The following is a 25,963-nucleotide window of genomic DNA, read 5'->3' as shown; positions in this document are numbered from 1 at the left end:
GAATAAAAATACGGTGTGCGGCGACGGCCGGTGTTAACCGGCAGCCCTCATTCCAGACGCAGCGAATATGATTGTGTTTTTAAGCGTACTGGCGGCAGTTCCTGTTTTTCATGCAGGATTTCTGCCAGTTCGTCCGGCGTGACCGGGCGGACAATGAAGCGGTTGATGGTCTGAAGCGTTTTAAACACCAGACCACAGCCCGGATCCGTGCACACATAAAAACGCTCGGTGACTTCCTGAGACAGACGCCGCGATGTTCTTGACAGTGCAAGGCCTTTACATCTCCGACAACAATATCCGGTAACAAGCATTCTTTTCGGGCGTTTCATACTGCCGGAGGCTGACGTCAGTGAATCGCGGTATCTCTGTTTGCCTGAAATGTATTCCATTCCTGAATCTTTACTGTCAGAGAAAAAGCTTTCACTCGCTTCAAATGTCGCAGAGCAATAAATATTCCGGCACTGTGCAATCATTATCTTGGTGCCATCGTCCATGAAATGTGCGCGGCGGGTGTGAGCAACATGTCCACACGACGGGCAGTAAATCATGACAGCAGTCCTCTGGCCTTAAGCACTGCTCCCTGCTGGTCTATTTTGTCCTGCCACACCTTGCGCTGTGCCGGTGTGCCTGCCACCTCATAATCCATGTGAGGAAGTGTTGCCGCTGACAGTCCGGTCAGCCGGAGAACCGGCTCGCCGGTGAGGCTGATTTGCATCTGTTTAATTTTCTGTTCCAGCGATGATTTCACCTGCTGCATGACAGCCTTTTCCGGTGCGACGTAGCCCTGATGGCCGGTGGTGTTGGCGAGCGGATTTTCCTGTACCAGAATGCTCAGATGCATTGCCCGGACAAGCGCCTCACAGGTTTCATTCAGGGCGTGTTCCAGCTCATGCTCTGCATACAGACTCAGAAGGTGATGATGTGCCTTCCGGTAGGCGGTGGCCGTGCTGTCACACGCCCCTTTCAGGCGTTCACGTTCGAAATTCAGCACCACGGCCAGATTGTCATATTCCTGTACCAGCTCCCGGCGTGCCACGCGCTCAATGTGGCGCTGTTTCAGCTCGTCGCTCAGGACACCACCGGCTGCACGAAAGGCCGTGCGCCAGTCGTCAGCGTCGTTTCCGTCGGCCTGCGCCAGCGCATTTTTTTCCTGCTCTGCCCGTTCAATGGCCGTGACGGTCTCATCCATCAGTCGGGCGTTCTCAAGGTGGGCGGCTCTGGCCTTTTCCAGTTGTGCCAGTGCGGGTTGCAGATATTCAGGGATGGTGTTGTCAGACATTTTCCGGCTCCTCGTCACTTCAGGTTGAGAAAATTGTGACGTACACCGGACAACAACACGACGCATTGCAGATGTGCCAGCCCTGACACAGGAGACTCATCCTCACACCGGCAAGCCAGGAAAAGGTCGCTGGAAAAAACGGCTTACTGTTTATTTTTTTTATATTTTACTGTTCACCTCTGTTCACCATAAGAAAAAAGATAAGTAATACAGTAAGTTAAAGGGTGAACAATCGCAGTAATGACTGTTCACCGTCTGTTCACCACTGTTCACCCGTTGATGGGCTTTTTGTGCTGTTTATTACTGTTTGTTTTTATTAATTCGCCGGGAATGAATAAGAAAAAACGATTTGTATTTCACTATAAAAATTACGAATTGCTTTAAGTGGCTTTAAATGACTTTAAGTGGAGATGAACAAAAAATACACAAGCATTGTAAGGCTGCCGGAACAAATCCCCCCTGTTGCGTCTGCTGAAAATATTCACAAAATAAAGCGCTACCCGAAGCCGGACGGACTTATCCGGTGCTGTATGGACATTAACGAGGTAGCCCGATGCAAGCTGTTTTTTCTTCCCCGTCTCCCGCCCCTGTGACGCCACTGATGCCGCTGCCGGACATCACACAGGAGCGTTTTTTACGTCTTCCGGAAGTGATGCACCTGTGCGGCCTGTCACGCTCGACCATCTATGAACTCATCCGTAAGGGGGAATTTCCGCCGCAGGTGAGTCTTGGCGGTAAAAATGTGGCCTGGCTGCACTCTGAAGTCACCGCATGGATGGCCGGGCGCATTGCCGGACGCAAACGGGGGTACGACGCATGATGATGCCCGCTCTGCAAAAACTCCCTTTTTCTGGCTTGCCTTTTTCCGGCATTTGCGGATATAGTTTTTCCGCTGTCGCAAAATCGGCAGCCGGGCGTGGAAACCCGAGCAATCTAACGGCGACATATGACGCGCCATGCGTCTTTTTTTGTGTCGCAATCAACGCCACAGAGCGCCAGATTATGGTGTGGTGTGTGGTCAGTCGAGCAGATGGCACTCCGTGCATCCTGCCCGCGTCCGCTCATTATGCCGCAGAGTCAATGGTAGCTCAGGCGGGGCAGCCTCCGGGCTGGCCGGTATCCGTTAGAGCCGGTATTTCCACCCCCGTCTGGGCTATCGCCATCGAGCGTGGAAACTCCGGCGATAGCGTAACCTGCTATCTAACGGAGGCTGCCATCATGGCTACAACCCTTACCCCTTCACACCCTGAATTTGTCTTTGTGTTTGCGGCTGTCCGTCGCGCAGACCGTCATCCCCGTATCTGCATGCTTCGCACCGTCGCCGGTGATGAACGCAGCGCCCGCCGTTCCCTTGTCCGTGACTATGTGCTCTCCCTTGCTGCCCGTCTGCCAGTGATGGGGGTGTCCCGTGCGTAATAAAAAAGCCCCTCAGACCGTCTCAGCGCGTCATGACGCCCGTGAACACCTCAGCATTGAGGCTTACCATAAGCTCAACCGCGCCAGCGCCGTATCCCAGTTTGTTGGGGGTGATTTGATTCACCGTGAACTCTCCGGCCTGCATCAGCTCTACATTCCGCATATTTTCAGCTACCTGAATGAAGATATTGATTTTGTGCTGAATGAGCTGAAAGCCAAAGGCCTGTGCCGCGATTTTCTCGCCCAGCAGAAAGACCGGGGAGACAGGACGCATGTTTGATTTTCCCCAGCCTGGTGAGATTTACCGTTCTGCCGGTTTTCCCGATGTGGCCGTGGTCGGCATTCTGGAAGACGGTATTCCGTGGGAAATGCCGTACCGCTGCCCGGACATTGTCTGGAACCCGTACCGCCGTAAATTCAGTATCCTTGTGCGTATCCTCGCTGACGGGCGCACCACAGACATCCCGCTGGGGCGTTTTCTGCGGGAATTTACCTGTGACCGTCCTGACCTGTTTAAACGCAGCCCCGTAAACCGGCATGCGGTACTGAAAGAAATGGCCGGAGACCCGGAATTACAGAAATGGCGGGAGAAATATCTGGATATTTACCCGCAGGACCCTGTTCCGGTCAGCCGGGCGGCACCGGTGGCGCGGGAATGGCGGGAAATTCCCCGCACGGAGCCTGACCCGGAAATCACCCCGGATAACAGTTACCGCAATTATCTGTAATTAAAAAACGACACCCGAAAAATTAAATGTGCGTATTCGCGCAGGGATACGCACGTCTTCAGGAGACGCAGATATGCCTTATCAGTTAATGCAACCGGCACGGAATGCAGTCATCTGTCACAGGGAGGAAAACAAATGAAAACCCCCTTACCGCCCGTCTTACGCGCTGCCCTTTACCGTCGCGCTGTCGCCTGTGCCTGGCTGACCGTGTGCGAACGTCAGCACCGCTACCCGCATCTCACCCTTGAGTCACTGGAGGCGGCCATCGCCGCTGAGCTGGAAGGCTTTTATCTGCACCAGCACGGTGAGGAAAAAGGGCGTCAGATAGCCTGTGCCCTGCTGGAAGATTTAATGGAATCCGGCCCCCTGAAGGCCGCGCCGTCGCTGTCCTTTCTCGGGCTGGTTGTGATGGATGAACTCTGTGCCCGTCACATAAAAGCGCCGGTACTGCACTGAAGGAGAACAACACCATGAAAATGAACGTAACCGCCACCGTCAGCCATGCACTCGGCCACTGGCCGCGTATCCTCCCGGCGCTGGGGATTCAGGTGCTGAAGAACCGTCATCAGCCCTGTCCGGTCTGTGGCGGGAGTGACCGCTTCCGTTTTGATGACAGGGAGGGGCGCGGCACCTGGTACTGCAATCAGTGTGGTGCCGGTGACGGCCTGAAACTGGTTGAAAAGGTGTTTGGTGTTTCCCCGTCCGATGCGGCCGCAAAGGTGGCTGCCGTGACCGGCAGCCTGCCCCCGGCTGACCCGGCAGTGACGACCGCCGCTGTTGCTGAAACAGACGCTGCCCGGAAGAACGCCGCCGCACTGGCACAAACCCTGATGGCGAAAACCCGTCCCGGAACCGGTAACGCCTACCTGACCCGCAAGGGCTTTCCCGGCCGGGAATGCCGGATGCTGACCGGCACACACAGAGCCGGTGGCGTGAGCTGGCGCGCCGGTGACCTTGTGGTGCCACTGTATGACGACCGCGGCGAACTGGTTAACCTTCAGTTAATCAGTGCTGACGGCCGTAAGCGCACCCTGAAAGGCGGACAGGTCAGGGGCACCTGTCACATCCTTGAAGGACAGAATCAGGCCGGAAAACGTCTGTGGATAGCGGAGGGATACGCGACCGCACTTACCGTGCATCACCTGACCGGTGAAACGGTGATGGTGGCGCTTTCTTCCGTGAACCTCCTTTCTCTGGCCAGCCTTGCCCGGCAGAAGCACCCCGCCTGTCAGATTGTCCTTGCCGCTGACCGTGACCTCAGCGGTGACGGCCAGAAAAAAGCCGCCGCAGCCGCAGATGCGTGTGAAGGTGTTGTTGCCCTGCCGCCGGTCTTCGGTGACTGGAATGATGCCTTCACGCAGTACGGCGGGGAGGCCACCCGTAAGGCCATTTATGATGCCATCCGGCCACCGGCTGAAAGCCCGTTCGACACCATGAGCGAAGCGGAGTTTTCCGCCATGAGTACCAGCGAAAAGGCCATGCGTATCTATGAGCATTACGGCGAGGCGCTCGCGGTCGATGCCAACGGCCAGCTTCTGTCCCGCTATGAAAATGGTGTCTGGAAGGTGCTGCCGCCACAGGACTTTGCCCGGGATGTGGCCGGGCTGTTTCAGCGTCTGCGCGCGCCATTCTCCTCCGGGAAGGTGGCCTCCGTGGTGGACACCCTGAAGCTGATTATTCCGCAGCAGGAAGCCCCCTCCCGCCGCCTGATTGGCTTTCGTAACGGCGTGCTCGACACGCAGAACGGTACGTTCCACCCGCACAGTCCGTCACACTGGATGCGTACCCTGTGTGATGTGGATTTCACCCCGCCGGTGGACGGTGAAACGCTGGAAACCCACGCTCCCGCGTTCTGGCGCTGGCTTGACCGTGCTGCCGGTGGTCGTGCGGAAAAACGCGACGTGATTCTGGCCGCACTGTTTATGGTGCTGGCAAACCGCTACGACTGGCAGCTCTTTCTGGAGGTGACCGGTCCCGGCGGCAGCGGCAAAAGTATCATGGCCGAAATAGCCACCCTGCTGGCCGGTGAGGATAACGCCACGTCGGCCACCATTGAGACGCTGGAATCCCCGCGTGAACGTGCCGCGTTAACTGGCTTCTCACTGATACGCCTGCCGGACCAGGAAAAATGGAGCGGCGACGGAGCCGGACTCAAGGCCATCACCGGCGGCGATGCAGTGTCCGTTGACCCGAAATACCGGGATGCGTACTCCACGCACATCCCGGCGGTGATTCTGGCCGTGAACAATAACCCGATGCGCTTCACCGACCGCAGCGGCGGCGTGTCACGCCGGCGGGTGATTATTCACTTCCCGGAACAGATAGCCCCGCAGGAGCGCGACCCGCAGCTTAAGGACAAAATCACCCGCGAGCTGGCGGTCATCGTGCGTCACCTGATGCAGAAGTTCAGCGACCCGATGCTCGCCCGGTCACTGCTTCAGTCCCAGCAGAACTCAGACGAGGCACTGAACATCAAACGGGATGCCGACCCGACGTTTGATTTTATCGGCTATCTGGAAACCCTGCCGCAGACCAGCGGCATGTATATGGGGAACGCCAGTATCATCCCGCGTAATTACCGTAAATACCTCTATCACGCCTATCTGGCCTACATGGAGGCAAACGGCTACCGGAATGTACTCAGTCTGAAAATGTTCGGGCTGGGGCTGCCGGTGATGCTGAAGGAATACGGACTGAATTACGAGAAGCGCCATACCAAACAGGGGATACAGACCAACCTGACACTGAAAGAGGAAAGCTACGGCGACTGGCTGCCAAAATGTGACGACCCTGCAACAGCCTGACCCACCTGACCGGCATCTGCCGGTCTTTTTTTATCCCTGAATTCCCCGAAGGTGAACAATCCACTGTTCACCCTTCACCGTATGTTCACCCGTTATCACACTGAAATTAAAAGAGAAAAATGAAAGGTGAACAGTGTGAACAATCAAATCAAAAAAAACTTTTTTCTCCCTGTGCGATTTTCAGTACGGGGGATTAATCACCGGTATGAGTCACACCGGCAGAATGCCGGAGGTGAAGAATCGAATGTTCACCCTTCACCCATTATTCACCACCTATCACTATGAAATAAAAGGAGAAAATCAAAGGGTGAACAGTGTGAACAGTTCTTTCGAAAAAAAATTTTTTCCTGTACGATATAGCATCAATCCAAATAAAAATACGCTTTCATTTCACATTAACTTACAGCCATTGGTATACGATTAGGTATACGCATAAAAACTGAATTAAATAAAATCATTAAAAATCAAAGCAATACAATATTTATTCAAACTCCGCCAGCCCACCAAAATTCTCCATCGGTGATTACCAGAGCCATCCGATGAAGTCCTGAAAGCCTGCATGGCGCAAGCCCTGCGGGCTTTTTTGTGCCTTCAATTTGTCTCGCAAAATCTCAAGCAAACTAATTTATTCTGAACTTTTTAAGCCCATTGTCAGGCCCAACGAAAAGAACCATCGTTTTCATTGGGTCTAAAAGCATGGAGACGACTCATGGCAATGACGCTCCTCTGGAACATCAGAAAAAACAGCGAGAAATTCCCATGAGGCCAATACCAACACTTTCTGTTAGTTGCCGAGCGTAGGTGGAATGTAAAGAAAGACAGAGCCATAGAAGTGTGTGCTGACGATATTTCGCACTCATAAAATAAATCAAATGGATACGCGAAAGCGTAGCCTTTTTCTTGGGCTGTGGCGGCAAAATGGCGACAGCGAATTTGAGTAGTGACAATAAAGAACCATGTAATGCGGATTGCGACTGATGACAAATGCAAATTGCCTGATGCGCTACGCTTATCAGGCCGACTAACCTCCTGAAATGCATTGTATTTTATTGACATTTCAGAACGAACAAAACATTTACCCCGCATCCGGCAGGAACAATGCGCAATTTATCAAGAATCTGAACCCGCGTATTGCGAATTCAGTCTGCTTATGCGTACAAAAATATAATCCTCAAGCTCTACCGTTCTCACATCATTGATGATGTAGGCGTGCATCTGAATAGTAGATGCGAAGTGCCATATCTTGAATACTGGTTAGAAATACAGTATAAAAACTGTATATACGTCCAGTTAAGAGGCAATGCGCAATGTTCGTGGAACTCGTTTATGACAAAAGGAATTTTGATGGTCTGCCTGGTGCAAAAGAGATCATTTTAGATGAACTGAGTAAGAGAGTGCACCGGATCTTCCCGGATGCAGATGTCCGGGTTAAACCGATGATGACACTGCCAGCGATTAACACGGATGCCAGCAAACATGAGAAAGAGCGGATAAGTGCCGTCGTTCAGGAAATGTTCGAAGAAGCGGAATTCTGGCTGGTAAGTGAGTGATATCCTGGAAGATCCGCTTCAACCGTATATTGATATCGCTGTTGCGGATCTGCGCCCATTCTCGCCCTGCAGCTACGGGGAACAAGTCAGTTTTTTAACTACTACGGCATCCCCATAGGCTATTACATAGGTAACCTGCCATTTTGGCCCCTGCGCTTCGTATGAGCCCGTCATAATTCTGGCGTTAACAACCGCATTCGCACCACTTTTTTTTGCCGTTTCAAGTAACTTTTGAAACACGCTTGTCTCTCGCTTTGTTATGTCACCAGCAACGTTTTTAATAACGTATTCAACAATACCGAGAGACTCCACCACATCATACCCCGGCAATGAGGGAAGAGTGGTGCAGCCCTGCGTCATAAACGTGTTTTCACGCGCTCCACCAAGTTTGTCAAAAAGTCCCATGTTCCTCCTGAGTAGCTCAAATATGAGTTCGCTTCATCCGGTTTGGTGTAAATGCCCCATTGCCGTATGTTGTCATGATTCGCCTGGCAGAGCATCCCACTTTAATTATCTCGCCAACAAGCAGAGGAACACGATGCCATAAAAGACGGTATTCCTGCGATAATCATAAAATTTGGCTATAGAGCCACATGAAAGAGTCAGGATAGCCGCCTGTCGTTGTGTTTCGATTTATATACCTACACAATTGGCAATATCACCCACTGGATTTATTAATCCCAAACTATTGCGTCATACTCAAAATAGTGCGGATATTGCGCGCACTGGTGGCGATAATATCAATCACACCAGTACGTAATGCTCCCATAATTGACATTGCTTTGGTGTTCTCGGAGGCGATAGCAATAACGCACGGGATCTGGCGTAGCTCTTCAATACTCAACCCGATGACGCGATCGTCCATCACGGTATTGACATGTTTCCCCTGGGCGTTGAAGAAATCATACCCCGCTATATCGCCCGTGACCCCCTGATTGAGACTGGCATCGTTGATCTCCTGCGGCGTAAACCAGCCCAGCTTCACCATATAGCTGTTCTCATTCATATCACCAATACCTACCAGCGCGATATCCGCTTTGCGTGCGCGATCCAGCGTCTCCTTTATGGTGCCATTACGCATCAACGCCACTTTAAGCTCGGGATTTTCAACGTAGGCGGGCGCATAGAGCGATTCGCTGCTGCCGCCAAATTTCTTCGCCAGAAGACGGCTGATATGGTCGGCGTTGATGATATCGCCAGGACGATGCGTACCGCCAATACCGCAAACAAAATGACAATCTTTTGTCTGGATTGGGCTGATGTGTTCAGCGACTGCCGCCACATTACGCCCCTGCCCGACCGCGACGACCATATTGTCACGCAGATTATTGGCGAGATAATTAGAAACCAGCGCTGCCACCTGGCGGCGCTGTTCATCTTCATCATTATGATCAAGAGCAATCAAAGCGCGGGAGATCGGGAAACGTTCCTGCATCTGTTTTTCAAGCTGGGTGCTGAAAACCGGATGATAACGAACGTTAATCTCGACAATGCCCTCTTCTTTCGCACGCTTTAGTAACCGACCAATTTTAATCCGTGAAAAACCGAATCGATTGGCTATCTCTTCTTGTGTGACCTCATCGCAGTAGTACGCAATGGCTATCTCGGTGAGTAGTTCAAAATCCTGAGTCTGGCTGGATTTGTCCATGCGAGGCGGGTTCTCCATAGAAGAAAAGAGGGATGACATTGCCGTTTAGCAAAAATTGTATCAGATCTGCTGACGCAGAGAAAAAGATCTGCTCCGCCATCAGGGGGATAGCGGAGCGTTGTATCAACGTTTAATGCGGTCGATTTTCAACATTCTGGCGATGACTTTATCCAGTTCCTGCTCTTCAAAAATCACTTTCCAGTCCGGCTTAACGATTTTTTCGCGGCCATATTCCATCGCAATCATGCAGGCATCAGAGAACGGGTTCGTCGCCCGGAAAGCCACAGCAAGCGCAATCTGAATATGTCCGTACAGCATGGCTTTCGCCGCCTCTTCCGGGACACCGCTGTGTTTCACCGTCTCATCAAGCGCTTCTTTCATAAAGGCACCAACCATGCAGGCCACCGTCTCTACCAGCGTAGGCTCCAGGTAAGCAAGCTGCTTCACCGTCACCCAATGCACCTGCTCTACCGGGCCATACATGCAGCTGATCACTTGACTTAACTGCGCTTTTTGCGCTTCGCTGCCGGTCTCAAAAGAGGCGGCAACGTGCTGCACTGCCGCAACGCCGCCAAAGGCATCTTCATGTTCTTCTTTGGTATAGCGTTGCAGGAACACCGACGGGTGACAGGGGTGCGCAACGGCGTACTCAATCCCATCACGCTGGGCGATGAGATTCGCATAAGCGGCTGCTGGATCAAGCGTCAGTAAAATTGCCCCCTGTTTCATCTGCGGAACGACCGATTCTGAAACTTTCCCCAGCGCAATATCAGGTACTGCCAGAATAACCACATCGCTTAACGGAACGACGGACTGCGCGTCGGAAAGCTCGCGCCCTTTCGCGATGATCTGCTGCTGTGCCGCCGGTGAGTTTTCGCAATAAAAAACGTGATAGGCGCTGTTCTGGAAATTAGCTGAAATACGCATCCCCATTTTGCCGCCGGCACCGATGACGGTAATCGTTTTTAATTCAGCAGACATGGTCTGACTCCTTAGATTGGGTGGAAGAAGCATTGATTAAGTTTTGCTTATCAAGCAGATAACGCATGTTATGTTCGGTCCAGGCGGCTTCCAGACGACAGGTAGTTTCGCTATCGCCCTGCCAGGGCAGCCAGTGCTCAATAATCTGGTTGATACCACGCGTTTGTGGCTGAATTTGCTGGTAAATATCGTCATAGCGCAGCAGTCCTTCACCAAGCGGACAGCCTGCCAGCGTAAAGCCCACCCAACCGTCGCGGCGGGAGAAAGCGAAATCTTTAACATGCCAGTTCAGAACGTAAGACGCCGTTTTCGCCACCACCTCCGCAGGCAATTCCAGGCTGGCAATGCAGTTGGCGGGATCAAGGCAAATGCCAAATCGCGCCGAGTTTATCGCTTGTACCAGCGCAATATTGTCGTCGGTCGGCACCTGCTCGTAAGTTTCTAAACAGATAGCCACGCCCTGTTGTTCAAACGCTGGTAGCACCGTTTCCACGCTGCGCCGGGCTTCGCTTAAGGTCGGGCGATGATCCGGGCTGTTGATCATGGTGCGCAGTAGCGAGCACTCCAGTTCAGCGGCAATCGCCAGATAACGTTGCAGATGGTCTGGCTTAATGCCTTTAGTACCCAGTTCCAGCGTGATCCCGGCACGGGCAGCGTGTTCTGCCAGCCGCGTGCGCTCACCGGAGGACCACTGGGCGATTTGCGGATAATCGCAAATCTGAAATACCGTCGCGCCAAGGCGCTGGCTGTCGTCAATGGCGTCGAACAGGCTGAGAGGTTTGGGCGCTTTTTCTGATAACTGCCAGAAATAGGCCCAGGTGCTGAGTCCAGTTTTCACAGATGCTCCTTCGTCTCGCTGCGCGTTAACAGGGTATAGGCCTCATCCAGGATCGCCGCTATTGCAGCAGGCTGATGGGCGAAACGCCCGAGGAACAGGCCATCGACATCCGGCCACAGCTCGCTCAGTAACCCCGGTCCGGCGCTGCCACCGTAAATCACGCGGTGATGACCCGCAACAGTAGACAAATAACTGCGCAGTCCCGCACAGACGGACTGGATATATTCTGCGCTGGCAGGCTGCGGCGCGCCTATGGCCCACTGCGGCTCCCAGGCAAAAATCAAATCCCCGCTAAGCCCAAGCTGTTGCAGAAAGTGAATGATGACGTTCGCCTCCTGAATGGCGAAGTCGGTGGCATCAGCAACAGGCAGTTGCTGCGGCTCACCGATACAGATAACCGGCGTCAGGCCGTTTTCCAGCGCCAACTGCACTTTGCGGCAAATTACCGCGTCATCCTCATGAAAATGACGACGCCGTTCAGCGTGACCAATTTCGGCAAATCGCCCGCCCATTTCGGCAACCATCGCCGCACTGGTTTCTCCAGTCCAGGCGCCAGGCGCTGCGGGGGCAATATTCTGCGCTCCAACCTGCATTGCCGTACCAGCGAACGCGCCCAGTGTACCGTCAATGACCGGCGCAGAGGGAAAGGTAAATAAGGTGGTTTGCGGGTATGCTTTTAACAGCGGATGTTGCCGCACGATTTCCGCTACCTGCCGACTCCAGTCAAGGGTTTGCGCATAACCGAAATACATTTTCAGGCTCACGCCGAGAGTGAGGTTCACTGCCATACCGCCCCCTCTTTCTCACGACCAGCCGCTTCGGTAAAACAGCCGCCCACTGCCGTAACAATCATCGCCAGCGAGACGGCGCCCGCATCCGGCGTTCCCAGGCTGCGTTCAGCCAGCGGGCGGGCGCGACCAATTTTCGGCAGCAACTGTGAGGTGTCTTTCGCACATTGCTGCGCATAACTTGCGGCAGCGTGCCACGCCTGAGCCAGCGGTAAACCTTTTTTGACGTTCTCATTCAGCGCTTCGCTAAACGGCAGCAGGACATCCACCAGCGTTTTGTCACCCGGTTTAGCCTTACCGAAATGCATTACCCCGTGGGCTGCGTCACTCACGGCCTGGACGACGGTATCCGCCTGCGGTTGCTGCTGATTACCCAGAGCGGTGCCGAGGGTATTTAAGATAACGCCCCAAATCGCGCCGGAAGTGCCGCCAGCGTTATCAGCCCACGCGTCGGCGGCCTGTTGCAAAACGGTGCCTGCGCCTGCGCCCAGCGCCAGGTATTGATGCGCACTTTCGCGCGCTGCTCGCACGCCGCGCTCCATACCCATACCGTGGTCGCCATCACCGGCTACCGCGTCAATGCGCCCTAACTCATCAACGTTTGCAATCACCACCTCAGCCAGCGCATCCACCATCGCCACTACGCGAACGGCGGCGCTACGCGAGGCATCAGACGCCGCGGGAACGGTCTGCTGCTGACATTCATCGTCACTGCTCGCCTGTCGTGGCTGCGCGGCAATTACCGCGCCACGCCTGAAAGCCGACGTGTAAGCCGGAGCCTGCCACTGTGCCTCTAACGCTTCGCTAAACCAGATGAGCGTCAGTGACAGGCCCGCCATATCGAAACTGGTGACAAATTCGCCGACCTGAATATCAGCCAGGATAATGCCCTGCTCGTTCAGCCGTTGCTGCACGCTGTGCCAGACTACAAAAAGTTCTTCATATTTCACAGAGCCGAGACCGTTTAAGATCGCCCCAACGCGGGCACCTTTGATGCTCACGCCAGATGGAACATCGTTGAGCAGATGTTCAACTAACATTGTCGCCAGTTCATCGGCCCCCGGCACGGCTATTTCACGGATACCCGGTTCGCCGTGGATCCCCATGCCAAAGCCCATTTGCCCTTGCGGAATGGTAAACAAAGGCTGCTCCGCCCCTGGCAATGTGCAGCCAGAAAAGGCGACCCCGATGGTACGGGTGCGATCGTTGGCGTGTCTGGCGACGGTAAGTACCTCTTCCAGTGAAGCCCCCTGCTCCGCCGCAGCCGCAGCCGCTTTGAACACCACTAAATCGCCCGCCACGCCGCGGCGTTTTTCGGGCTCATGTTGTCCGGCGCTGGTGATGTCATCAGTAACGGCGATAAGTTCGCAGGGAATGCCTTCTGCAATCAGGCGCTCCCGTGCGAGGCCAAAATGCAGAACGTCCCCGGCGTAGTTGCCAAACGCTAACAGCACGCCCGCCCCGTTGTTGGCGGCTTTCGCCACCGAGCAAATTTGCTGCGCGGAGGGTGAGGCGAATAAGTTTCCCATCGCCGCGCCGTGGGCCAGTCCCTGGCCGACCAGCCCGGCAAACGCCGGGTAGTGGCCCGAGCCGCCGCCGATGATAATCGCCACCGTACCTTGCTGACTTTGGGTATTGCGAATAACCCCGCCCGGCACCTGGCGCACGATGTCAGCATTGGCGCTGACGAAACCCGCCACCATCTCTTTGGCAAAGTCGGAGGGATTATTAAAAAGCCATGTCATATTAGTGCTCTCCTGCTCGTTTCATCTTCACATCGGCGGCACTGGACGTATGGGGAATACGGCTTAATACCAGCATCAGAATTGCCGACAGCAGCATAAATCCCCCCACCACCATCATTGGCGCCAGATAACTGTGCGTTACATCGTGCAGCGCACCGGTAATGTAGCCCGCCGAAAAACCGGCCACGTTGCCAAGGGTATTGATCAACGCCACAGCTGCGGCGGCAGACGCCCCTGAGAGGAACTGTGTTGGTAAGGTCCAGAAATTAGGCAGTGCGGCAAAAATGGCGCTGGCGGTTAATGAGATAACGACCATCGTGGCAAACGGCGTGTCCATATAAAGTGCGGTGGGGACAGAAATTGCGCCGACCAACGCGGGTAGTGCGATATGCCAGGTTTTGCAACCGCGGCGCGTGACATCACGCGACCAGAAGTACATCACAATCGCCGCCACCAGATACGGCGCGCCAGTAATCAGCCCTTTTTCCATCACGCCAAAGGTGACGTTAAACTGACTCTGGAAACCGCCAATAATGGTTGGCAGGAAAAACGCCAGTGCATACAGGCCGTAAACAAAACCGAAGTAGATAAGACACAGTACCCAGACGCGACCATTGGACATCACTGAACGCAGGCTGTGGTTGGCGGCACTGGATTTCTGCGCATCTTCCCGCGCAAGCTCAGTGTTCAGCCACTGTTTCTCCAGGGCCGTCAGCCATTTGGCATCGTTAGGTTTATCAATCAGATAGAACCACGCAATCACGCCCACGACGATAGCCGGAATCGACACACCAAGGAACATGACGCGCCAGCCTTCAAGGCCGAACAGACCGTGTTGATTGATAAACCAGGCCGCCAGCGGTGCGCCGAAGACCACAGTCAGCGGCTGCGCAAGATAAAACAGTGCCAGAATTTTGCTGCGATGACGCGCCGGAACCCAGGCGCTGAGGAAAAATATCGCGCCAGGGAAGAAGCCCGCTTCCGCCACACCCAACAGCAAGCGCAGGATATAAAGCCCTTCAACATTGCTCACCCAGGTGAATAAAAGAGAAACGATTCCCCAGGAAACCATAATACGCGCCAGCCAGCGGCGCGCGCCGTAACGGTGCAACGCCAGGTTGCTGGGAACTTCCAGAAGAATGTAGCCAATAAAGAAAATCCCTGAGGCCAGGCCGAATTGTGCCACCTGCAATCCAAGGTCCTGCATCATGCCGTTAGGACCAGCGAAGGAGATCGCCGTTCTGTCGAGGAAGTTAATGAAAAACATCAAAGCAACAAAGGGGACGAGACGGATAGAAATCTTACGAATCGCGGATTTTTCTACCTCAGTCGCAGGTTTTTGCTGAGTACGAGTCACAGTGTCTCTCCTTCCGGAAACCTGGTTGCCGGTGGGATCAGAAGGTAAATGTTTTTGCTGGCTTACCAGCAATGATGAATACGCGTAATTCCCTTCCTGCTCGTGTAATCCATTTACATTTTTGCTACATGACAAATGTACATTAGCAGCTCATAAGATTTGCGCATATGCTCGACAAGTGAAAATGTGATCGCCCTCATAATGTCTTTCCTGGCGACTTTCAAATCCTGAAAGCAGGTAAAAATGGGCGTTAACCGATCTTTTTTACTGTTCATATGAAAACACGTTGAACTTATGTTTATTAAAAGCTACTTTTTATCCAGTTACAAAATGTTCACATGAATGATCATTGCTCATATGAACACCCATGTCCCCTACTATGAGAAACCATTATGTTAACAATCGCGATTGGTGCTGATGATGCGGCAACCGAGCTGAAAAATCTGGTGAAGTCCCATTTACAGTCGAAAGGGATCGAAGTTGTCGATTTCAGCCACGACGTTGCTGATAACTCGCTCATTTACCCGGATATCGCCTTTAATCTGGCCAGTGCTGTCAGCGATGGCACTTACCTGCGCGGCATTCTGCTGTGCGGCACCGGTATAGGTATGGCAATTGTGGCGAATAAAGTGCCGGGTATCCGTGCCGCGCAATGTCACGACACCTACTCCGCCGAGCGCGCCCGTAAGAGCAACGACGCGCAAATCATGACGATGGGCGCGCGTGTTATCGGCCCGGAGCTGGCGAAGAATATTGTTGATGTGTGGCTGGCTTCAGAGTTCGAAGGCGGACGCTCAGCGCCGAAAGTTGACAAGATCAGCTACTACGAGAAACAGGGTAAATCTGCATAACCTCTCTTTTATGAAAGGGTCAAGATTATGAGTCAGTTAGATGAACTTAAACGCCTTACCACCGTGGTGGCCGACAGCGGCGACATTGACGCCGTAGCACGTTTTAAGCCGCAGGATGCCACGACTAATCCGTCGTTGATCCTCAAGGCTGCGGCAATCCCGCATTATCAGCCACTTATCGATAATGCCATTGCGTTTGCCCTGCAACAGGGCGGTTCTACCCAGACGCAGATTATGAATGCCAGCGATAAGCTGGCGGTGAATATCGGGATTGAACTGTTGAATCATGTGCCGGGTCGCGTCTCTACTGAGGTAGATGCTCGTCTGTCTTTCGATCGCGGTCTGTGTACCGCTAAAGCCCGTAAACTCGTGCGCCTGTATCAGCAACAAGGGATTGATAAATCGCGCATTCTTATCAAACTCGCCGCGACCTGGCAGGGCATTCGCGCCGCAGAAGATCTGGAAAGAGAAGGCATTAATTGCAACCTGACGCTGCTTTTCTCTTTTGCTCAGGCCCGCGCCTGCGCGGAGGCCGGGGTGTATCTGATTTCACCGTTTGTCGGGCGTATTTACGACTGGTATCAACAACATCAGCCGCAGAGCAGTTATGAAGCAGAAAGCGATCCTGGCGTGGTATCCGTGCGAGACATCTACCGTTACTACAAAGCGCATCGTTATCCGACGGTGATTATGGGGGCCAGTTTCCGTAAAACTGAGCAGGTGCTGGCACTGGCTGGCTGTGATCGTCTGACGATTTCCCCCGCTCTGCTGAGCGAGCTGGCAGCGCAGCACGGCAAAGTAGTGCGTAAACTTAGCGCCGATGTACCCGTAGAAAACCGCCCCTCGCCGCTTAGCGAAGCCGGGTTTTACTGGCAGCACCATCAGGATGCGATGGCAGTGGACAAGCTGGCAGAAGGCATACGGTTGTTTGCCGAAGACCAGGAGAAGCTGGAATCGATGCTCGCCGTTAAGTTGACTGTGTACAAGCACGCTGCTGAAATCAGCGTGTAATCACAAAGGATTACGAACACGGTTTTCCCCTCACCCTAACCCTCTCCCCGAGGAGGCGAGGGGACCGTCCGCGCTATTTTTTGGGCTTTATCATCAGGTTGAGTCCGTACTACCACAGATTACGGGCTTTTCGATTCAAACACTCATTCTGCCAGCGTGCGATTATCAATAACAAAACGATACTTCACATCCCCGCGCAACATTCGCTCATAGGCTTCGTTTATTTCATCGGTGCGGATCATTTCAATATCGGCAACAATGCCATGTTCGGCGCAAAAATCGAGCATCTCCTGGGTTTCAGGGATACCGCCAATCATCGACCCCGCAATCGCGCGGCGTTTCATGATCAGGTTGAAGACTTCCGGTGATTTGTGCGGCGTAGCGGGCGCGCCGACCAGAGTCATGGTGCCATCGCGTTTCAGTAAGGTAGTGTACTCATCAAGATTATGCGGGGCAGCGACCGTATTTAAAATAAAATCAAAACTCTTCATATGCGCCGCCATTTCGTCGGCATTGCGGGAGTTCACCACTTCATCGGCCCCCAGAGCTTTTGCCGCTTCACGTTTTGCCTCCGAGGTGGTAAAGGCCACGACATGCGCCCCCATTGCGTGGGCCAGCTTGATCCCCATATGCCCCAGGCCGCCAATACCGACCACGCCCACTTTTACCCGGCCCGGCCTGCCAGTGGCGCAACGGGGAGTAAGTGGTGATCCCCGCACACAGCAATGGGGCTACCGCTGCCAGTTGCTCTTGCGGGTGACGAATACGCAGAACATATCGCTCATGAACGACGATCTGTTGTGAGTAGCCGCCCAGAGTATGGCCCGGTTCGTCCGGCGTCGGCGCGTTATAGGTCCCTATCATGTGATCGCAGTAGTTTTCCAGTCCGTCGTCACACTCTTCACAGTGTTTACAACTGTCCACTATGCAGCCAACGCCCACCAGATCGCCCTCGGCATATTTTTCAACCTGCTCACCGGTGGCAATCACGCGTCCGACAATTTCATGGCCCGGCACGCAGGGGTAGACCGTTCCCGCCCACTCTGAACGCACCTGATGGAGATCGGAATGGCAGACACCACAGTAAGCAATCTCAATCTGGACATCGTGAGGGCCGGGTTTACGGCGGGTGATATCCATCGGTTCAAGTGGTTGTTTAGCGGAATAAGCACCAATAGCCTTGATATTCATTGCATTCACTCCTGTTCGAAGAGGTATCTGGATGATGTGAGGAACGTCTTTGTAGCAAAACACGCTCATTGAATATAGCCAATGAATGATTGCCCGTTATGGGTTCTGAGACGTCGATACCGGAGAGTTTAATGACCAACAGTGGTGTCGTTTTCCGTGGCAGATCACACTTTCTGGCACCAGCGATATCCCTTTTATCACCCGGTGTTATCATTCATATCGTAAATACCTGAACTCAATCCGAGGCTTAGATGCTGGAGAATGTCATCATCCGATAATCAGTTTCCCGACCTTTGTCGCCGGGCTGGTTATCAATGCGCCTAAATCAAATGTGAGCACCACGCTGTGCTTGCGGGTTTTGCATATGATGATGAAACAGGTTTCCAGTATGAATTTATCCCGTCAGGAACAACGTACCTTACACGTTCTCGCCAAAGGTGGACGTATTGCCCATCTTCGCGATGCCTCAGGCCGCGTCACCGCTGTTGAATGCTACAGCCGTGACGGGCTGCTGCTTACCGACTGCACGCTCGCCGTGTTCAAAAAACTCAAAACCAAAAGGCTGATTAAGTCCGTCAACGGTCAGCCTTATCGCATCAACACCAGCGGGCTGCAAAACGTTCGCGCACAGCTGGATAATCGCTAAGGAGAGTGTATGGATATCCCACCTATTTTTACCATTAGTGAAAGCGCGCACCGCATTCACAACCCCTTCACCGCAGAAAAATATGCCACGCTGGGGCGAGTCTTGCGCATGAAGCCCGGAACACGCATCCTCGATCTGGGTAGCGGTTCCGGCGAAATGCTCTGCACCTGGGCGCGCGATCACGGCATTACCGGTCTGGGTATTGATATGAGTCCGTTGTTTACACAACAGGCCCGGCGGCGCGCACAGGAACTCGGCGTTGGCGACAGGGTGGCATTTATTCATAACGATGCGAGCGGTTATGTCGCCCATGAAAAATGTCATGTCGCCGCCTGTATTGGCGCAACCTGGATTGCCGGAGGCGTCGCCGGAACGATTTCTCTGCTGGCAAAAAGTCTGCAACCCGGAGGGATCATACTTATCGGTGAGCCGTACTGGCGCCAGTTACCCACCAGCGAGGAGATAGCCCATGCCTGCGGGGCGCAAGCGTTGGCTGATTTTCTTCCCCTCCCTGAACGGGTGGCTTCTTTTGCGGCGTTTGGTTATGACGTCGTAGAAATGGTATTAGCCGACCAGGAAGGATGGGATCGCTATGAAGCGGCTAAATGGCTGACGATGCGCCGCTGGCTTGACGAGAACCCGGATGATGATTTTGCCGCTGTGGTGAGGGCGGAATTGAGCACATCGCCCGTGCGTCATGTCACCTGGACAAGAGAATATCTGGGCTGGGGAGTGTTTGCGCTAATGAGAAGATAACATTGCAACTTCGACACTGATAACACCTGGCGAGCTTTGAGGTTCGCTCTGAACTCTGCCAGGCGTTATTTTCTGCCATGTTAACTATCCTTGTTGATAACACTCCCCCACACCAGTTGCCCTTTATGGAACGTTGCCGTTCTCGGCGAGATACGCGCCACCGCCTCGGCGGAACAGGAGGCGTCCACCAGCACAAAGCTGGCGTCATCCTGCGCTTTTGGCCACACGCGCTCGCCTTTTTCGTTGAGCGGCAATACATCACCAGTGGCTAAAAACAGCGAGCGGGATAAATTCTGTTCGTTAGGACGAATATAGAGCTGCGCATACAGATTGGCTTTTTCCAGCATGTCGCCCAGGCCGTAAGGCGACCAGTGGTCGATAACGCTGTCAGTTCCGGTCATCACTTTTACGCCTTTGTCGTGCAACTGTTTAAGCGGCATATGCAGCGTGCCAATCGGCACCGTCGAGGCGATCGAGATTTGCTGCGCCGCCATCCGGTTCGCCAGTTCATCTACCTGTTGCTCGTTGAGGGTAGCCAGCGCAAAGGCGTGGCTGATGGTCAGCTTGCCTTTTAGCTGCGGCGTTTTCTCCACTGTTTCAACCATATAATTGATGGCTGCCACGCCCGCCGGAGTGGTTTCGTGCAGGTGAATATCGACGCCTTTGTCGTAGTCCAGCGCAATCTGGAACATGGTGTCGAGGGATTTTTCCATCGCGCCATCAACACTGGTCGGGTCCAGCCCGCCGACGTAATGCGCCCCTGCCTGCATCGCTTCACGCATTAAGGGTTCCGATTTCGACAGCAGCAAACCGTGCTGCGGGAAGGCGACGATTTCACACTCGAAGCCCGCCTGACGTCGCGCCAGCACCGCCTGCAAATTTTGCAGATTTTTCAGGCCGGAAACCGGTTCGATATTGCAGTGGCTGCGGGCAATGGTGGTGCCTTTCGACTGCAATAAATCGATCAGTTTTTCTGCCCGCTCCTGAGTATAGGGTTGCAGTTCCGGCAGCATTTTCTGCTCGAGCTTAATCATGTCCTGGATGGTGGTGCCTGCCGGGCGATTGAGTGAGCGCCACGGTCCGCCGTAAAAGGTTTTGTCGAGATGAATATGCATGTCGCGAGTAGTGGGCAGCATAAGTTTACCGCCAGCGTCATAGTGCGGTAGCGTGGCGTCCGGATGCTGCTTGTTCTCATGTAGCGCAACAATTTTACCGTCCTGAATCTCCACGGTCTGGCGCGCCGTGCGGGTCTGTACTGCCACGCCGTTTTCGTAGTCAAAACCGGTTTCCAGCAACACGTTATCGAGATAGTAATGCGGGTCAGTGATTTTCATGGTGTTATTTGCGTCGCAGTGGGTTGTGCCAGAGACTGCCGCATGGGCGAGCGGCACAGAGGTACCAAACAGCGCGGCGGCGGTGACCATCTTACCGCTCTGGCTCAAAAACTCACGACGGCTATTGTTTTCTTTCATCTTACGTCCTTACGTTTTAATAATATGGGTGCCCGTCTTGCCACGCAGCGCCGCGGGCAGGCATTCCGGCGTGGTGATAATCACTTCTTTGCCGCCCTGTTCTAAAAATGTCAGGCTGGCGATGATTTTTGGCAACATGCTGCCAGGCGGGAAATGCCCTTCCTGCATATAGCGGGTCATGGTGGCAACATCCACCCGATCGAGCGCCTGCTGCTGCGGTTTGCCAAAATGAATACAGACTTTTTCGACACCAGTGGTGATCACCAGAATGTCGGCGTGAATTTCGCGGGCCAGCAGCGCGGTGGAGAGATCTTTGTCGATAACCGCGTCCACGCTTTGGTAATCCCCCGCTTCGCTGCGCACCACCGGAATTCCGCCACCGCCCGCGCCAATCACCACAAAGCCTTGCTGGATCAGGGCCTTAATGGCAGGTGCTTCGACAATACGTTTCGGTTCCGGCGAGGCGACCACGCGGCGATAGCCCCGCCCGGCATCTTCAACAAAACGCCAGTCAGGGTTTGCCTTTTGTAATTCGTCACGCTGGCTTTCACTAAAGAATGCACCGATAGGTTTGGTGGGGTGAGCAAAACCCGGATCATTTTTATCCACTTCCACCTGAGTCACCACGGTGACGGCTTTTTTCTCGCCGTGACGCGCCAGTCGGTTATTCAGCGCCTGTTGGATCAAGTAGCCAATGCCGCCTTGCGTATCTGCCACACAGTTCGCCAGCGGCGTTAAGGGCAGCCCTTCGCGCTCGTGGGCAATCTCCGCACGGCGTAGATCCAGCCCAACCTGCGGCCCGTTGCCGTGGGTCAGCACAATGTCGTAATCGGAAGCCAGCATTTCCAGCACCGTCTCGGCCACGGCTTTCACCGCCTCCGCCTGATGCTCAATCGACTGGCTGGCGTTATCTTTGATAATGCTGTTGCCACCAATGGCAACGACCACAAGCTCTTTCATGTTGTTATGTCCGCTACAGAGGGTGATGAGGTTATGAAAGTGAGGTTGCCCCTCTCCCCAGAAGGGAGAAGGGATCGTAAAGTGCACTTTGCAGGTCAGACGCCGTAACGTTCGCACCAGCCAAGAATGGCTTTCTCGAAGCAGGCGAAGGGTGGATGCACAATGCCCGCGCCAATCATGCCGACGCCTGCATCTTTATGGGCAATGGCGGTGTTGATCACTGGCAGAATGCCACTGCTACCCACGCGGGTGATGTCGATTGCCGACGGCACGCCCATAAATCCGAGCTGCGGAATGGTCACGTTGGGGTTTTCGCCGAGAGTGATTTCGCGCATCTGACGGGAGAAATCGATAGCCTCTTCCACCGTACCGCCCACCAGCGCGACGATTGCAGGCGCGGTCGCCATAGCAAATCCACCAATGCCGTAGGTTTCGGTGATGGCACTGTCGCCAATATCCAACCCAGAATCTTCCGGCTTATAACCGGCAAACATCGGGCCGATGACCTGCTGCGCCGGGCCGGTAAACCACTGCCCCGGTAATCCGCTGACCCGCAGGCCGAACTCGACGCCGTTACGCGCCATCGTGGTCACCACGGTGCTGTATTCAATGCCGTGCGCCGCATCCATCGCCGCTTTACACATTGCCATCCACGTCGGGCCGGAGAAGTAATCGCTGCTGGCGACAAACTCAAACACTTCGCGCTGTTGCTCAACGGAATAACCCGCCTGAATAATTCCCGGTGTCAGCGCCTGAATCAGCAGCGTCGTCCCGGCGTTATTGCGGTTATGGCATTCATCTCCCATATGCAGCGCCTGCGCCAGCATTAAGCGCAGATCGATTTCGCCGATAATTTTCATCGCGTCGCGCAGCATTGGCCCCTGCACATCGCGCATCCAGTTCAGGCGGTCAATCACGCTCTGATCGTTGGCACCCATACGCAAAATCTTCGCCATCTGCTCGCTCATATTGGTGTAAGCGATGTTGCCGTAGGTTTTGTTTTTCACGATGTGCATAAACATCGAGGCCGAGGTAACACCCGCCATCGAACCCACGCAGTCGTGTTCGTGGCACGGCGAGAAAGTGATCTCCCCGGAAGCCGCCAGTTCAGCCGCCTCATCGAGATCTTTCGCCAGCCCTTCGAACACCAGCGCTCCGGTGACCGCGCCTTTCATCGCGCCACACATTTTTTCCCAGGTCACTGGTGGCCCGGCGTGAAGAATGGTTTTCGCCGTCATGCCAGGCACCACGTTAATCGCCTGATCAAAACCAATCAGCACCGGATGCGACTGGATAATGCGCTCCAGCGCCTGCTGGTTAGCGGCGGCGATTTTGTCTGCCAGCGGCGAATCGGCAATATTGTCCAGCGCCTGCACCACCTGCATATTGCCCTGCCCCGGCGGCGTCCAGTCGAGTTGGGTTACTTCTACATGCTGCTTTTTCAGATCATCGCTAAACATAGCGATGCCGACATTAATAACGTTCAACGGTTGGCTAAACAGTGACTGGCTCATCAGGCTTCCTCCCCTTTGCAAATAAATTCACGCGCCAGCAATCCGGTATTGGTGCTGCTGCTGGCCAGAATCACCCCGGCATCAAGCAGCATCTGGCTTTGTTGTGCTAACGATGGCGTATCGAGATCGGTACCCAGCACATAGGCGAGAATGATCAACTCGCGGCCTTCGGCGGCAGCGATCGCTTTCGCTTCTTTGATCGCCTCGATGGTGGAGCCGACCGGATCTTCATGCGATCCAAATCCGAGCACAAAATCCATCACGATCACCGCCACTTCTGGATCGCGCGCTTCTTCGATCAAGCGACTGATGCGGTTGGTGGGGTCAATCATTGGATGCGGCTTGCCGTTGGTGAAGTCGTCATCGCCAAAGTCGAGGAAGGTATGTTTGATGCTGCGGTTGATATCTTGCAGGCGGAATTCAGGATCGGGCTGGATATTGCTGTAGACATCGCCGTGTTTTTCCATCACCGCGAACATGGTTTCGTCACACAGCGTGCCGCCGCAGAACAGGCCACGAATGTATTTCTGCCGCGGTTGCAGACGCGCCCGCACATCCGCAATCAACGGCTGGTTCAGCGTATGCAGCTCGAGATGTTCCTGTTTCACGCCGGAGAGCATCACCGCTTTCAATGCCGCCTCTTTGGTGCCGCGGGCAAACTGTAGCCCCTGCTCATCCACTGGCGTTTCGCCACGACCGAGGAAGCAGACCACCACCGGCTTGCGGCAGGCGCGTGCGCGTTCCAGCACTTTGCGGGCCACCGCAGGCGCGGGCGGTTTGGAGATAAGTACAATGATTTCAGTTTGCGGATCGTTTTCCAGCATCCCGATAGCGTCGAGCATCATCAGGCCGCCGATTTTCTCGCTCAGGTCGCGCCCGCCGGTGCCAATCAGTTGCGAAACGCCGCCGCCAAATTCATGAATACGGACGCTCAGTTCCTGGCTACCGGTGCCGGATGCGCCAACAATACCGATGTTGCCGCGACGCACAGCGTTACCAAAGCAGAGCGCCGCGCCGTTGATAATCGCCGTGCCGCAGTCTGGCCCCATCATCAGCAGCCCTTTTTCGTGGGCCAGTTGCTTGAGCGCCAGTTCATCTTCAACTGAGACGTTATCGGAAAACAGCATCACGTTAAGATCGTTTTGCAGCGCCTGACGTGCTTCGCGAGCGGCAAACAGACCGTTAACCGAAATCACTGCCAGGTTACTTTCCGGGATATGCTTTTTAGCGCTGGCAATAGTGGCGTAACGCGCTTCATGCGAGCCGCTTTGCGCTTTGCTGTTGAACAGCTCTTCAATCTCCACCAGCAACTGCTCGTTGTCTGCGCCCGCTTTGCCGTTGATGACAATCATCAGGTCGCCGTTTTTCGCCTGTTCCAGCTCCGGCGTCAGCAGCCCTAAATTCTTCAGAACGCCTTTGTTCATTTCGGTCGCCATCGCCACAAATGCCTGCTCGACGCCGTCGAGTTTATTTGCACGTGTGGAGATAGACATCAGCGAGACAGAATCAAAATAGGTATTCGGTTTAATGACTATTTTAACTGACATAATTCCCTCCGTAGGTTTGGCTCAGCGCACAACCATCAGCCATGCCATACAGCATGTCGCAGCCGGAACTGGAACCAATATGTTTAATTTTTTCTATTCCCTGGGTTGAATTCCCAGGGATGCCATAAATAATGTCGTGAATAAAATGGTGAATATTTTCCCGACAACGTTGCTGTAATGCGGCTTCCAGCGTTATGGCACTTAGTAACGTGGTATTATTTCTGCCGCGTTGCAGACCGAGATAAAATTCCTCTTTGTATTTTTCCGCCGGATGCCCGGGAATAAATAAAATAAGCGCCAGACCTGTTAAATAATCGTCGGCTGATGGCGTAAGGCCAATCCCTAACCCCATCATATTAGCAATCGCCAAAGCGATATTTTCTTTATCGTTTACGGCCTGAATAACTGCCCGTCGTTTAATATGTAATTCTTTATTTAACGCCTGATAAAACGGATTATCGCCGCGATAATTAAACAGGGTTTCATTTTCCCCCAGGTGCTGATGAATAATGTCGTGCCACTGTTGCCAGGCGATAAGGTGAAAATTTTCAGCGGTTATTTGCAAGGTTGGGGACAGCCAACGTTGGCAATGACTCATCTCTATCTGAAGATGTTGACCAACCGTAATCCCTTGCTCATCAAACTGAACCTTATCACCATGACGGAACAGACCATCAAAGTGAGTGAGTGCCAACCGACAACTGTTTGGCGCATTGTCGTACTCTTCACAAAGCAGCGTCAGCAACTGCTGGCGGGCCGGAAGTGCGATATTTACCGCTCTGGCAAAGACCTGTTCAACCTGTCCTTGCCCCCGCTGCGCCAGAAAATCAGTATCCGCAGTTAGCGCCCACACACACCGTCTTTCTGGTGTGTTGATAGCA

At 53.8% G+C, this 25,963-nt stretch carries 25 protein-coding genes and 1 pseudogene; 11 read left to right on the top strand and 15 right to left on the bottom strand.

The genetic code is table 11. The annotated features are described in order from the left end of the window. Window positions 1-47: 47 nt before the first annotated feature. Window positions 48-548, bottom strand: a complete 501-nt coding sequence (locus EFER_RS02405; protein ID WP_000638633.1) for an ogr/Delta-like zinc finger family protein — start codon at window positions 546-548, stop codon at window positions 48-50. Beyond that, complete coding sequence (locus tag EFER_RS02400; protein ID WP_001283019.1) at window positions 545-1,279, bottom strand: hypothetical protein; 735 nt, start codon at window positions 1,277-1,279, stop codon at window positions 545-547. Before EFER_RS02400 ends, EFER_RS02405 begins: the two co-directional genes overlap by 4 nt. Before the next feature lie 553 nt (window positions 1,280-1,832). Between EFER_RS02400 and EFER_RS02395 the strand changes: the two genes are divergently transcribed. The 7 genes from EFER_RS02395 (at window position 1,833) to EFER_RS02365 (ending at window position 7,777) form a co-directional block, all read left to right on the top strand. Further along, window positions 1,833-2,099, top strand: a complete 267-nt coding sequence (locus tag EFER_RS02395; protein ID WP_001149160.1) for a helix-turn-helix transcriptional regulator — start codon at window positions 1,833-1,835, stop codon at window positions 2,097-2,099. After that, complete coding sequence (locus tag EFER_RS02390) at window positions 2,096-2,695, top strand: host cell division inhibitor Icd-like protein (protein ID WP_000980239.1); 600 nt, start codon at window positions 2,096-2,098, stop codon at window positions 2,693-2,695. Before EFER_RS02395 ends, EFER_RS02390 begins: the two co-directional genes overlap by 4 nt. Next, window positions 2,688-2,975 carry a derepression protein gene (locus EFER_RS02385; protein WP_001244665.1) on the top strand — a complete coding sequence of 96 codons (288 nt, stop codon included), beginning with the start codon at window positions 2,688-2,690 and terminating at the stop codon, window positions 2,973-2,975. Before EFER_RS02390 ends, EFER_RS02385 begins: the two co-directional genes overlap by 8 nt. Continuing rightward, window positions 2,968-3,423 (top strand): hypothetical protein, encoded by a 456-nt coding sequence (locus EFER_RS02380; RefSeq protein WP_000459294.1) that lies wholly within the window; start codon window positions 2,968-2,970, stop codon window positions 3,421-3,423. Before EFER_RS02385 ends, EFER_RS02380 begins: the two co-directional genes overlap by 8 nt. A 135-nt stretch (window positions 3,424-3,558) precedes the next feature. Then, window positions 3,559-3,879: a DUF5375 domain-containing protein gene (locus tag EFER_RS02375; protein ID WP_000856727.1), complete on the top strand. Its 321-nt coding sequence runs from the start codon at window positions 3,559-3,561 to the stop codon at window positions 3,877-3,879. 14 nt (window positions 3,880-3,893) lie between these two features. Then, window positions 3,894-6,227, top strand: a complete 2,334-nt coding sequence (locus EFER_RS02370; RefSeq protein ID WP_000783677.1) for a primase-helicase zinc-binding domain-containing protein — start codon at window positions 3,894-3,896, stop codon at window positions 6,225-6,227. 1,307 nt (window positions 6,228-7,534) lie between these two features. Continuing rightward, window positions 7,535-7,777, top strand: coding sequence for a DinI-like family protein (locus EFER_RS02365; protein ID WP_000497434.1), 243 nt, complete (start codon window positions 7,535-7,537; stop codon window positions 7,775-7,777). Between the two features lie 72 nt (window positions 7,778-7,849). Here EFER_RS02365 and EFER_RS02360 read toward each other — a convergent pair whose 3' ends face one another. The 7 genes from EFER_RS02360 to EFER_RS02330 all read right to left on the bottom strand — a co-directional run bounded on the left by EFER_RS02360 (window position 7,850) and on the right by EFER_RS02330 (window position 15,134). Continuing rightward, complete coding sequence (locus EFER_RS02360) at window positions 7,850-8,182, bottom strand: heavy metal-binding domain-containing protein (RefSeq protein WP_000522235.1); 333 nt, start codon at window positions 8,180-8,182, stop codon at window positions 7,850-7,852. A 280-nt stretch (window positions 8,183-8,462) separates the two neighbouring features. Beyond that, the gene (locus EFER_RS02355) at window positions 8,463-9,425 is read right to left on the bottom strand and encodes a sugar-binding transcriptional regulator (RefSeq protein ID WP_000361627.1); all 963 of its coding nucleotides are present in this window, start codon (window positions 9,423-9,425) and stop codon (window positions 8,463-8,465) included. Between the two features lie 123 nt (window positions 9,426-9,548). Beyond that, the gene (locus EFER_RS02350; RefSeq protein WP_001271874.1) at window positions 9,549-10,406 is read right to left on the bottom strand and encodes a phosphogluconate dehydrogenase C-terminal domain-containing protein; all 858 of its coding nucleotides are present in this window, start codon (window positions 10,404-10,406) and stop codon (window positions 9,549-9,551) included. Continuing rightward, on the bottom strand, window positions 10,396-11,244 hold the full coding sequence (locus EFER_RS02345) for a sugar phosphate isomerase/epimerase family protein (protein ID WP_000847808.1): 849 nt from the start codon (window positions 11,242-11,244) through the stop codon (window positions 10,396-10,398). Before EFER_RS02345 ends, EFER_RS02350 begins: the two co-directional genes overlap by 11 nt. Next, window positions 11,241-12,032, bottom strand: a complete 792-nt coding sequence (locus tag EFER_RS02340; RefSeq protein ID WP_000290298.1) for a triose-phosphate isomerase family protein — start codon at window positions 12,030-12,032, stop codon at window positions 11,241-11,243. The genes EFER_RS02345 and EFER_RS02340 overlap by 4 nt, the downstream gene beginning before the upstream one ends. After that, on the bottom strand, window positions 12,023-13,777 hold the full coding sequence (locus EFER_RS02335) for a dihydroxyacetone kinase family protein (protein ID WP_000220049.1): 1,755 nt from the start codon (window positions 13,775-13,777) through the stop codon (window positions 12,023-12,025). The genes EFER_RS02340 and EFER_RS02335 overlap by 10 nt, the downstream gene beginning before the upstream one ends. A gap of 1 nt (window position 13,778) precedes the next feature. Next, a complete protein-coding gene (locus EFER_RS02330) occupies window positions 13,779-15,134 on the bottom strand; it encodes an MFS transporter (RefSeq protein ID WP_000198849.1) in 1,356 nt (451 codons plus the stop codon). 392 nt (window positions 15,135-15,526) lie between these two features. Here EFER_RS02330 and rpiB point away from each other — a divergent pair, with 392 nt between their 5' ends. Then, complete coding sequence (gene rpiB, locus EFER_RS02325) at window positions 15,527-15,985, top strand: ribose 5-phosphate isomerase B (RefSeq protein WP_000955483.1); 459 nt, start codon at window positions 15,527-15,529, stop codon at window positions 15,983-15,985. Window positions 15,986-16,012: 27 nt separating this feature from the next. Beyond that, on the top strand, window positions 16,013-16,996 hold the full coding sequence (gene tal / locus EFER_RS02320) for a transaldolase (RefSeq protein ID WP_000080385.1): 984 nt from the start codon (window positions 16,013-16,015) through the stop codon (window positions 16,994-16,996). Between the two features lie 143 nt (window positions 16,997-17,139). On the opposite strand, the pseudogene yahK reads toward tal, so the two are convergent. Then, window positions 17,140-18,187, bottom strand: a pseudogene (yahK, locus tag EFER_RS02315) (NADPH-dependent aldehyde reductase YahK). Between the two features lie 388 nt (window positions 18,188-18,575). Between yahK and EFER_RS02310 the strand changes: the two are divergent. Further along, window positions 18,576-18,833: a YjhX family toxin gene (locus EFER_RS02310; protein ID WP_024256384.1), complete on the top strand. Its 258-nt coding sequence runs from the start codon at window positions 18,576-18,578 to the stop codon at window positions 18,831-18,833. A 9-nt stretch (window positions 18,834-18,842) separates the two neighbouring features. Next, window positions 18,843-19,589, top strand: a complete 747-nt coding sequence (locus EFER_RS02305; RefSeq protein WP_000354243.1) for an SAM-dependent methyltransferase — start codon at window positions 18,843-18,845, stop codon at window positions 19,587-19,589. Between the two features lie 80 nt (window positions 19,590-19,669). Here EFER_RS02305 and EFER_RS02300 read toward each other — a convergent pair whose 3' ends face one another. The 5 genes from EFER_RS02300 to EFER_RS02280 form a co-directional block, all read right to left on the bottom strand. Beyond that, window positions 19,670-21,061: an amidohydrolase family protein gene (locus EFER_RS02300; protein WP_000662418.1), complete on the bottom strand. Its 1,392-nt coding sequence runs from the start codon at window positions 21,059-21,061 to the stop codon at window positions 19,670-19,672. A 9-nt stretch (window positions 21,062-21,070) separates the two neighbouring features. After that, complete coding sequence (locus EFER_RS02295) at window positions 21,071-22,021, bottom strand: carbamate kinase family protein (RefSeq protein WP_000661674.1); 951 nt, start codon at window positions 22,019-22,021, stop codon at window positions 21,071-21,073. A 95-nt stretch (window positions 22,022-22,116) separates the two neighbouring features. Beyond that, window positions 22,117-23,535, bottom strand: coding sequence for a YlbE family protein (locus tag EFER_RS02290; protein WP_000083435.1), 1,419 nt, complete (start codon window positions 23,533-23,535; stop codon window positions 22,117-22,119). Then, a complete protein-coding gene (gene fdrA / locus EFER_RS02285; RefSeq protein ID WP_000111789.1) occupies window positions 23,535-25,082 on the bottom strand; it encodes an acyl-CoA synthetase FdrA in 1,548 nt (515 codons plus the stop codon). Before fdrA ends, EFER_RS02290 begins: the two co-directional genes overlap by 1 nt. After that, window positions 25,072-25,935, bottom strand: a complete 864-nt coding sequence (locus EFER_RS02280) for an oxamate carbamoyltransferase subunit AllH family protein (RefSeq protein WP_012599901.1) — start codon at window positions 25,933-25,935, stop codon at window positions 25,072-25,074. The genes fdrA and EFER_RS02280 overlap by 11 nt, the downstream gene beginning before the upstream one ends. Between the last annotated feature and the right edge of the window lie 28 nt (window positions 25,936-25,963).

This window comes from Escherichia fergusonii ATCC 35469 (assembly GCF_000026225.1).
Classification (GTDB): Bacteria; Pseudomonadota; Gammaproteobacteria; order Enterobacterales; family Enterobacteriaceae; genus Escherichia; species Escherichia fergusonii.
Note: the sequence above shows the minus strand (reverse complement) of the source record. Positions and strands in the feature narration are given on the sequence as shown.

Bases quoted from the DNA above. Each gene is read 5' to 3' on its own strand.
- EFER_RS02340 (WP_000290298.1), bottom strand. From the start codon at position 12,032: ATGGCAGTGAACCTCACTCTCGGCGTGAGCCTGAAAATGTATTTCGGT.
- EFER_RS02395 (WP_001149160.1), top strand. From the start codon at position 1,833: ATGCAAGCTGTTTTTTCTTCCCCGTCTCCCGCCCCTGTGACGCCACTG.
- EFER_RS02405 (WP_000638633.1), bottom strand. From the start codon at position 548: ATGATTTACTGCCCGTCGTGTGGACATGTTGCTCACACCCGCCGCGCA.
- EFER_RS02290 (WP_000083435.1), bottom strand. From the start codon at position 23,535: ATGAGCCAGTCACTGTTTAGCCAACCGTTGAACGTTATTAATGTCGGC.
- EFER_RS02310 (WP_024256384.1), top strand. From the start codon at position 18,576: ATGAATTTATCCCGTCAGGAACAACGTACCTTACACGTTCTCGCCAAA.
- EFER_RS02370 (WP_000783677.1), top strand. From the start codon at position 3,894: ATGAAAATGAACGTAACCGCCACCGTCAGCCATGCACTCGGCCACTGG.
- tal (WP_000080385.1), top strand. From the start codon at position 16,013: ATGAGTCAGTTAGATGAACTTAAACGCCTTACCACCGTGGTGGCCGAC.
- EFER_RS02300 (WP_000662418.1), bottom strand. From the start codon at position 21,061: ATGAAAGAAAACAATAGCCGTCGTGAGTTTTTGAGCCAGAGCGGTAAG.
- EFER_RS02350 (WP_001271874.1), bottom strand. From the start codon at position 10,406: ATGTCTGCTGAATTAAAAACGATTACCGTCATCGGTGCCGGCGGCAAA.
- EFER_RS02305 (WP_000354243.1), top strand. From the start codon at position 18,843: ATGGATATCCCACCTATTTTTACCATTAGTGAAAGCGCGCACCGCATT.
- EFER_RS02365 (WP_000497434.1), top strand. From the start codon at position 7,535: ATGTTCGTGGAACTCGTTTATGACAAAAGGAATTTTGATGGTCTGCCT.
- EFER_RS02295 (WP_000661674.1), bottom strand. From the start codon at position 22,021: ATGAAAGAGCTTGTGGTCGTTGCCATTGGTGGCAACAGCATTATCAAA.
- EFER_RS02360 (WP_000522235.1), bottom strand. From the start codon at position 8,182: ATGGGACTTTTTGACAAACTTGGTGGAGCGCGTGAAAACACGTTTATG.
- fdrA (WP_000111789.1), bottom strand. From the start codon at position 25,082: ATGTCAGTTAAAATAGTCATTAAACCGAATACCTATTTTGATTCTGTC.
- EFER_RS02355 (WP_000361627.1), bottom strand. From the start codon at position 9,425: ATGGACAAATCCAGCCAGACTCAGGATTTTGAACTACTCACCGAGATA.
- EFER_RS02380 (WP_000459294.1), top strand. From the start codon at position 2,968: ATGTTTGATTTTCCCCAGCCTGGTGAGATTTACCGTTCTGCCGGTTTT.
- rpiB (WP_000955483.1), top strand. From the start codon at position 15,527: ATGTTAACAATCGCGATTGGTGCTGATGATGCGGCAACCGAGCTGAAA.
- EFER_RS02375 (WP_000856727.1), top strand. From the start codon at position 3,559: ATGAAAACCCCCTTACCGCCCGTCTTACGCGCTGCCCTTTACCGTCGC.
- EFER_RS02390 (WP_000980239.1), top strand. From the start codon at position 2,096: ATGATGATGCCCGCTCTGCAAAAACTCCCTTTTTCTGGCTTGCCTTTT.
- EFER_RS02335 (WP_000220049.1), bottom strand. From the start codon at position 13,777: ATGACATGGCTTTTTAATAATCCCTCCGACTTTGCCAAAGAGATGGTG.
- EFER_RS02400 (WP_001283019.1), bottom strand. From the start codon at position 1,279: ATGTCTGACAACACCATCCCTGAATATCTGCAACCCGCACTGGCACAA.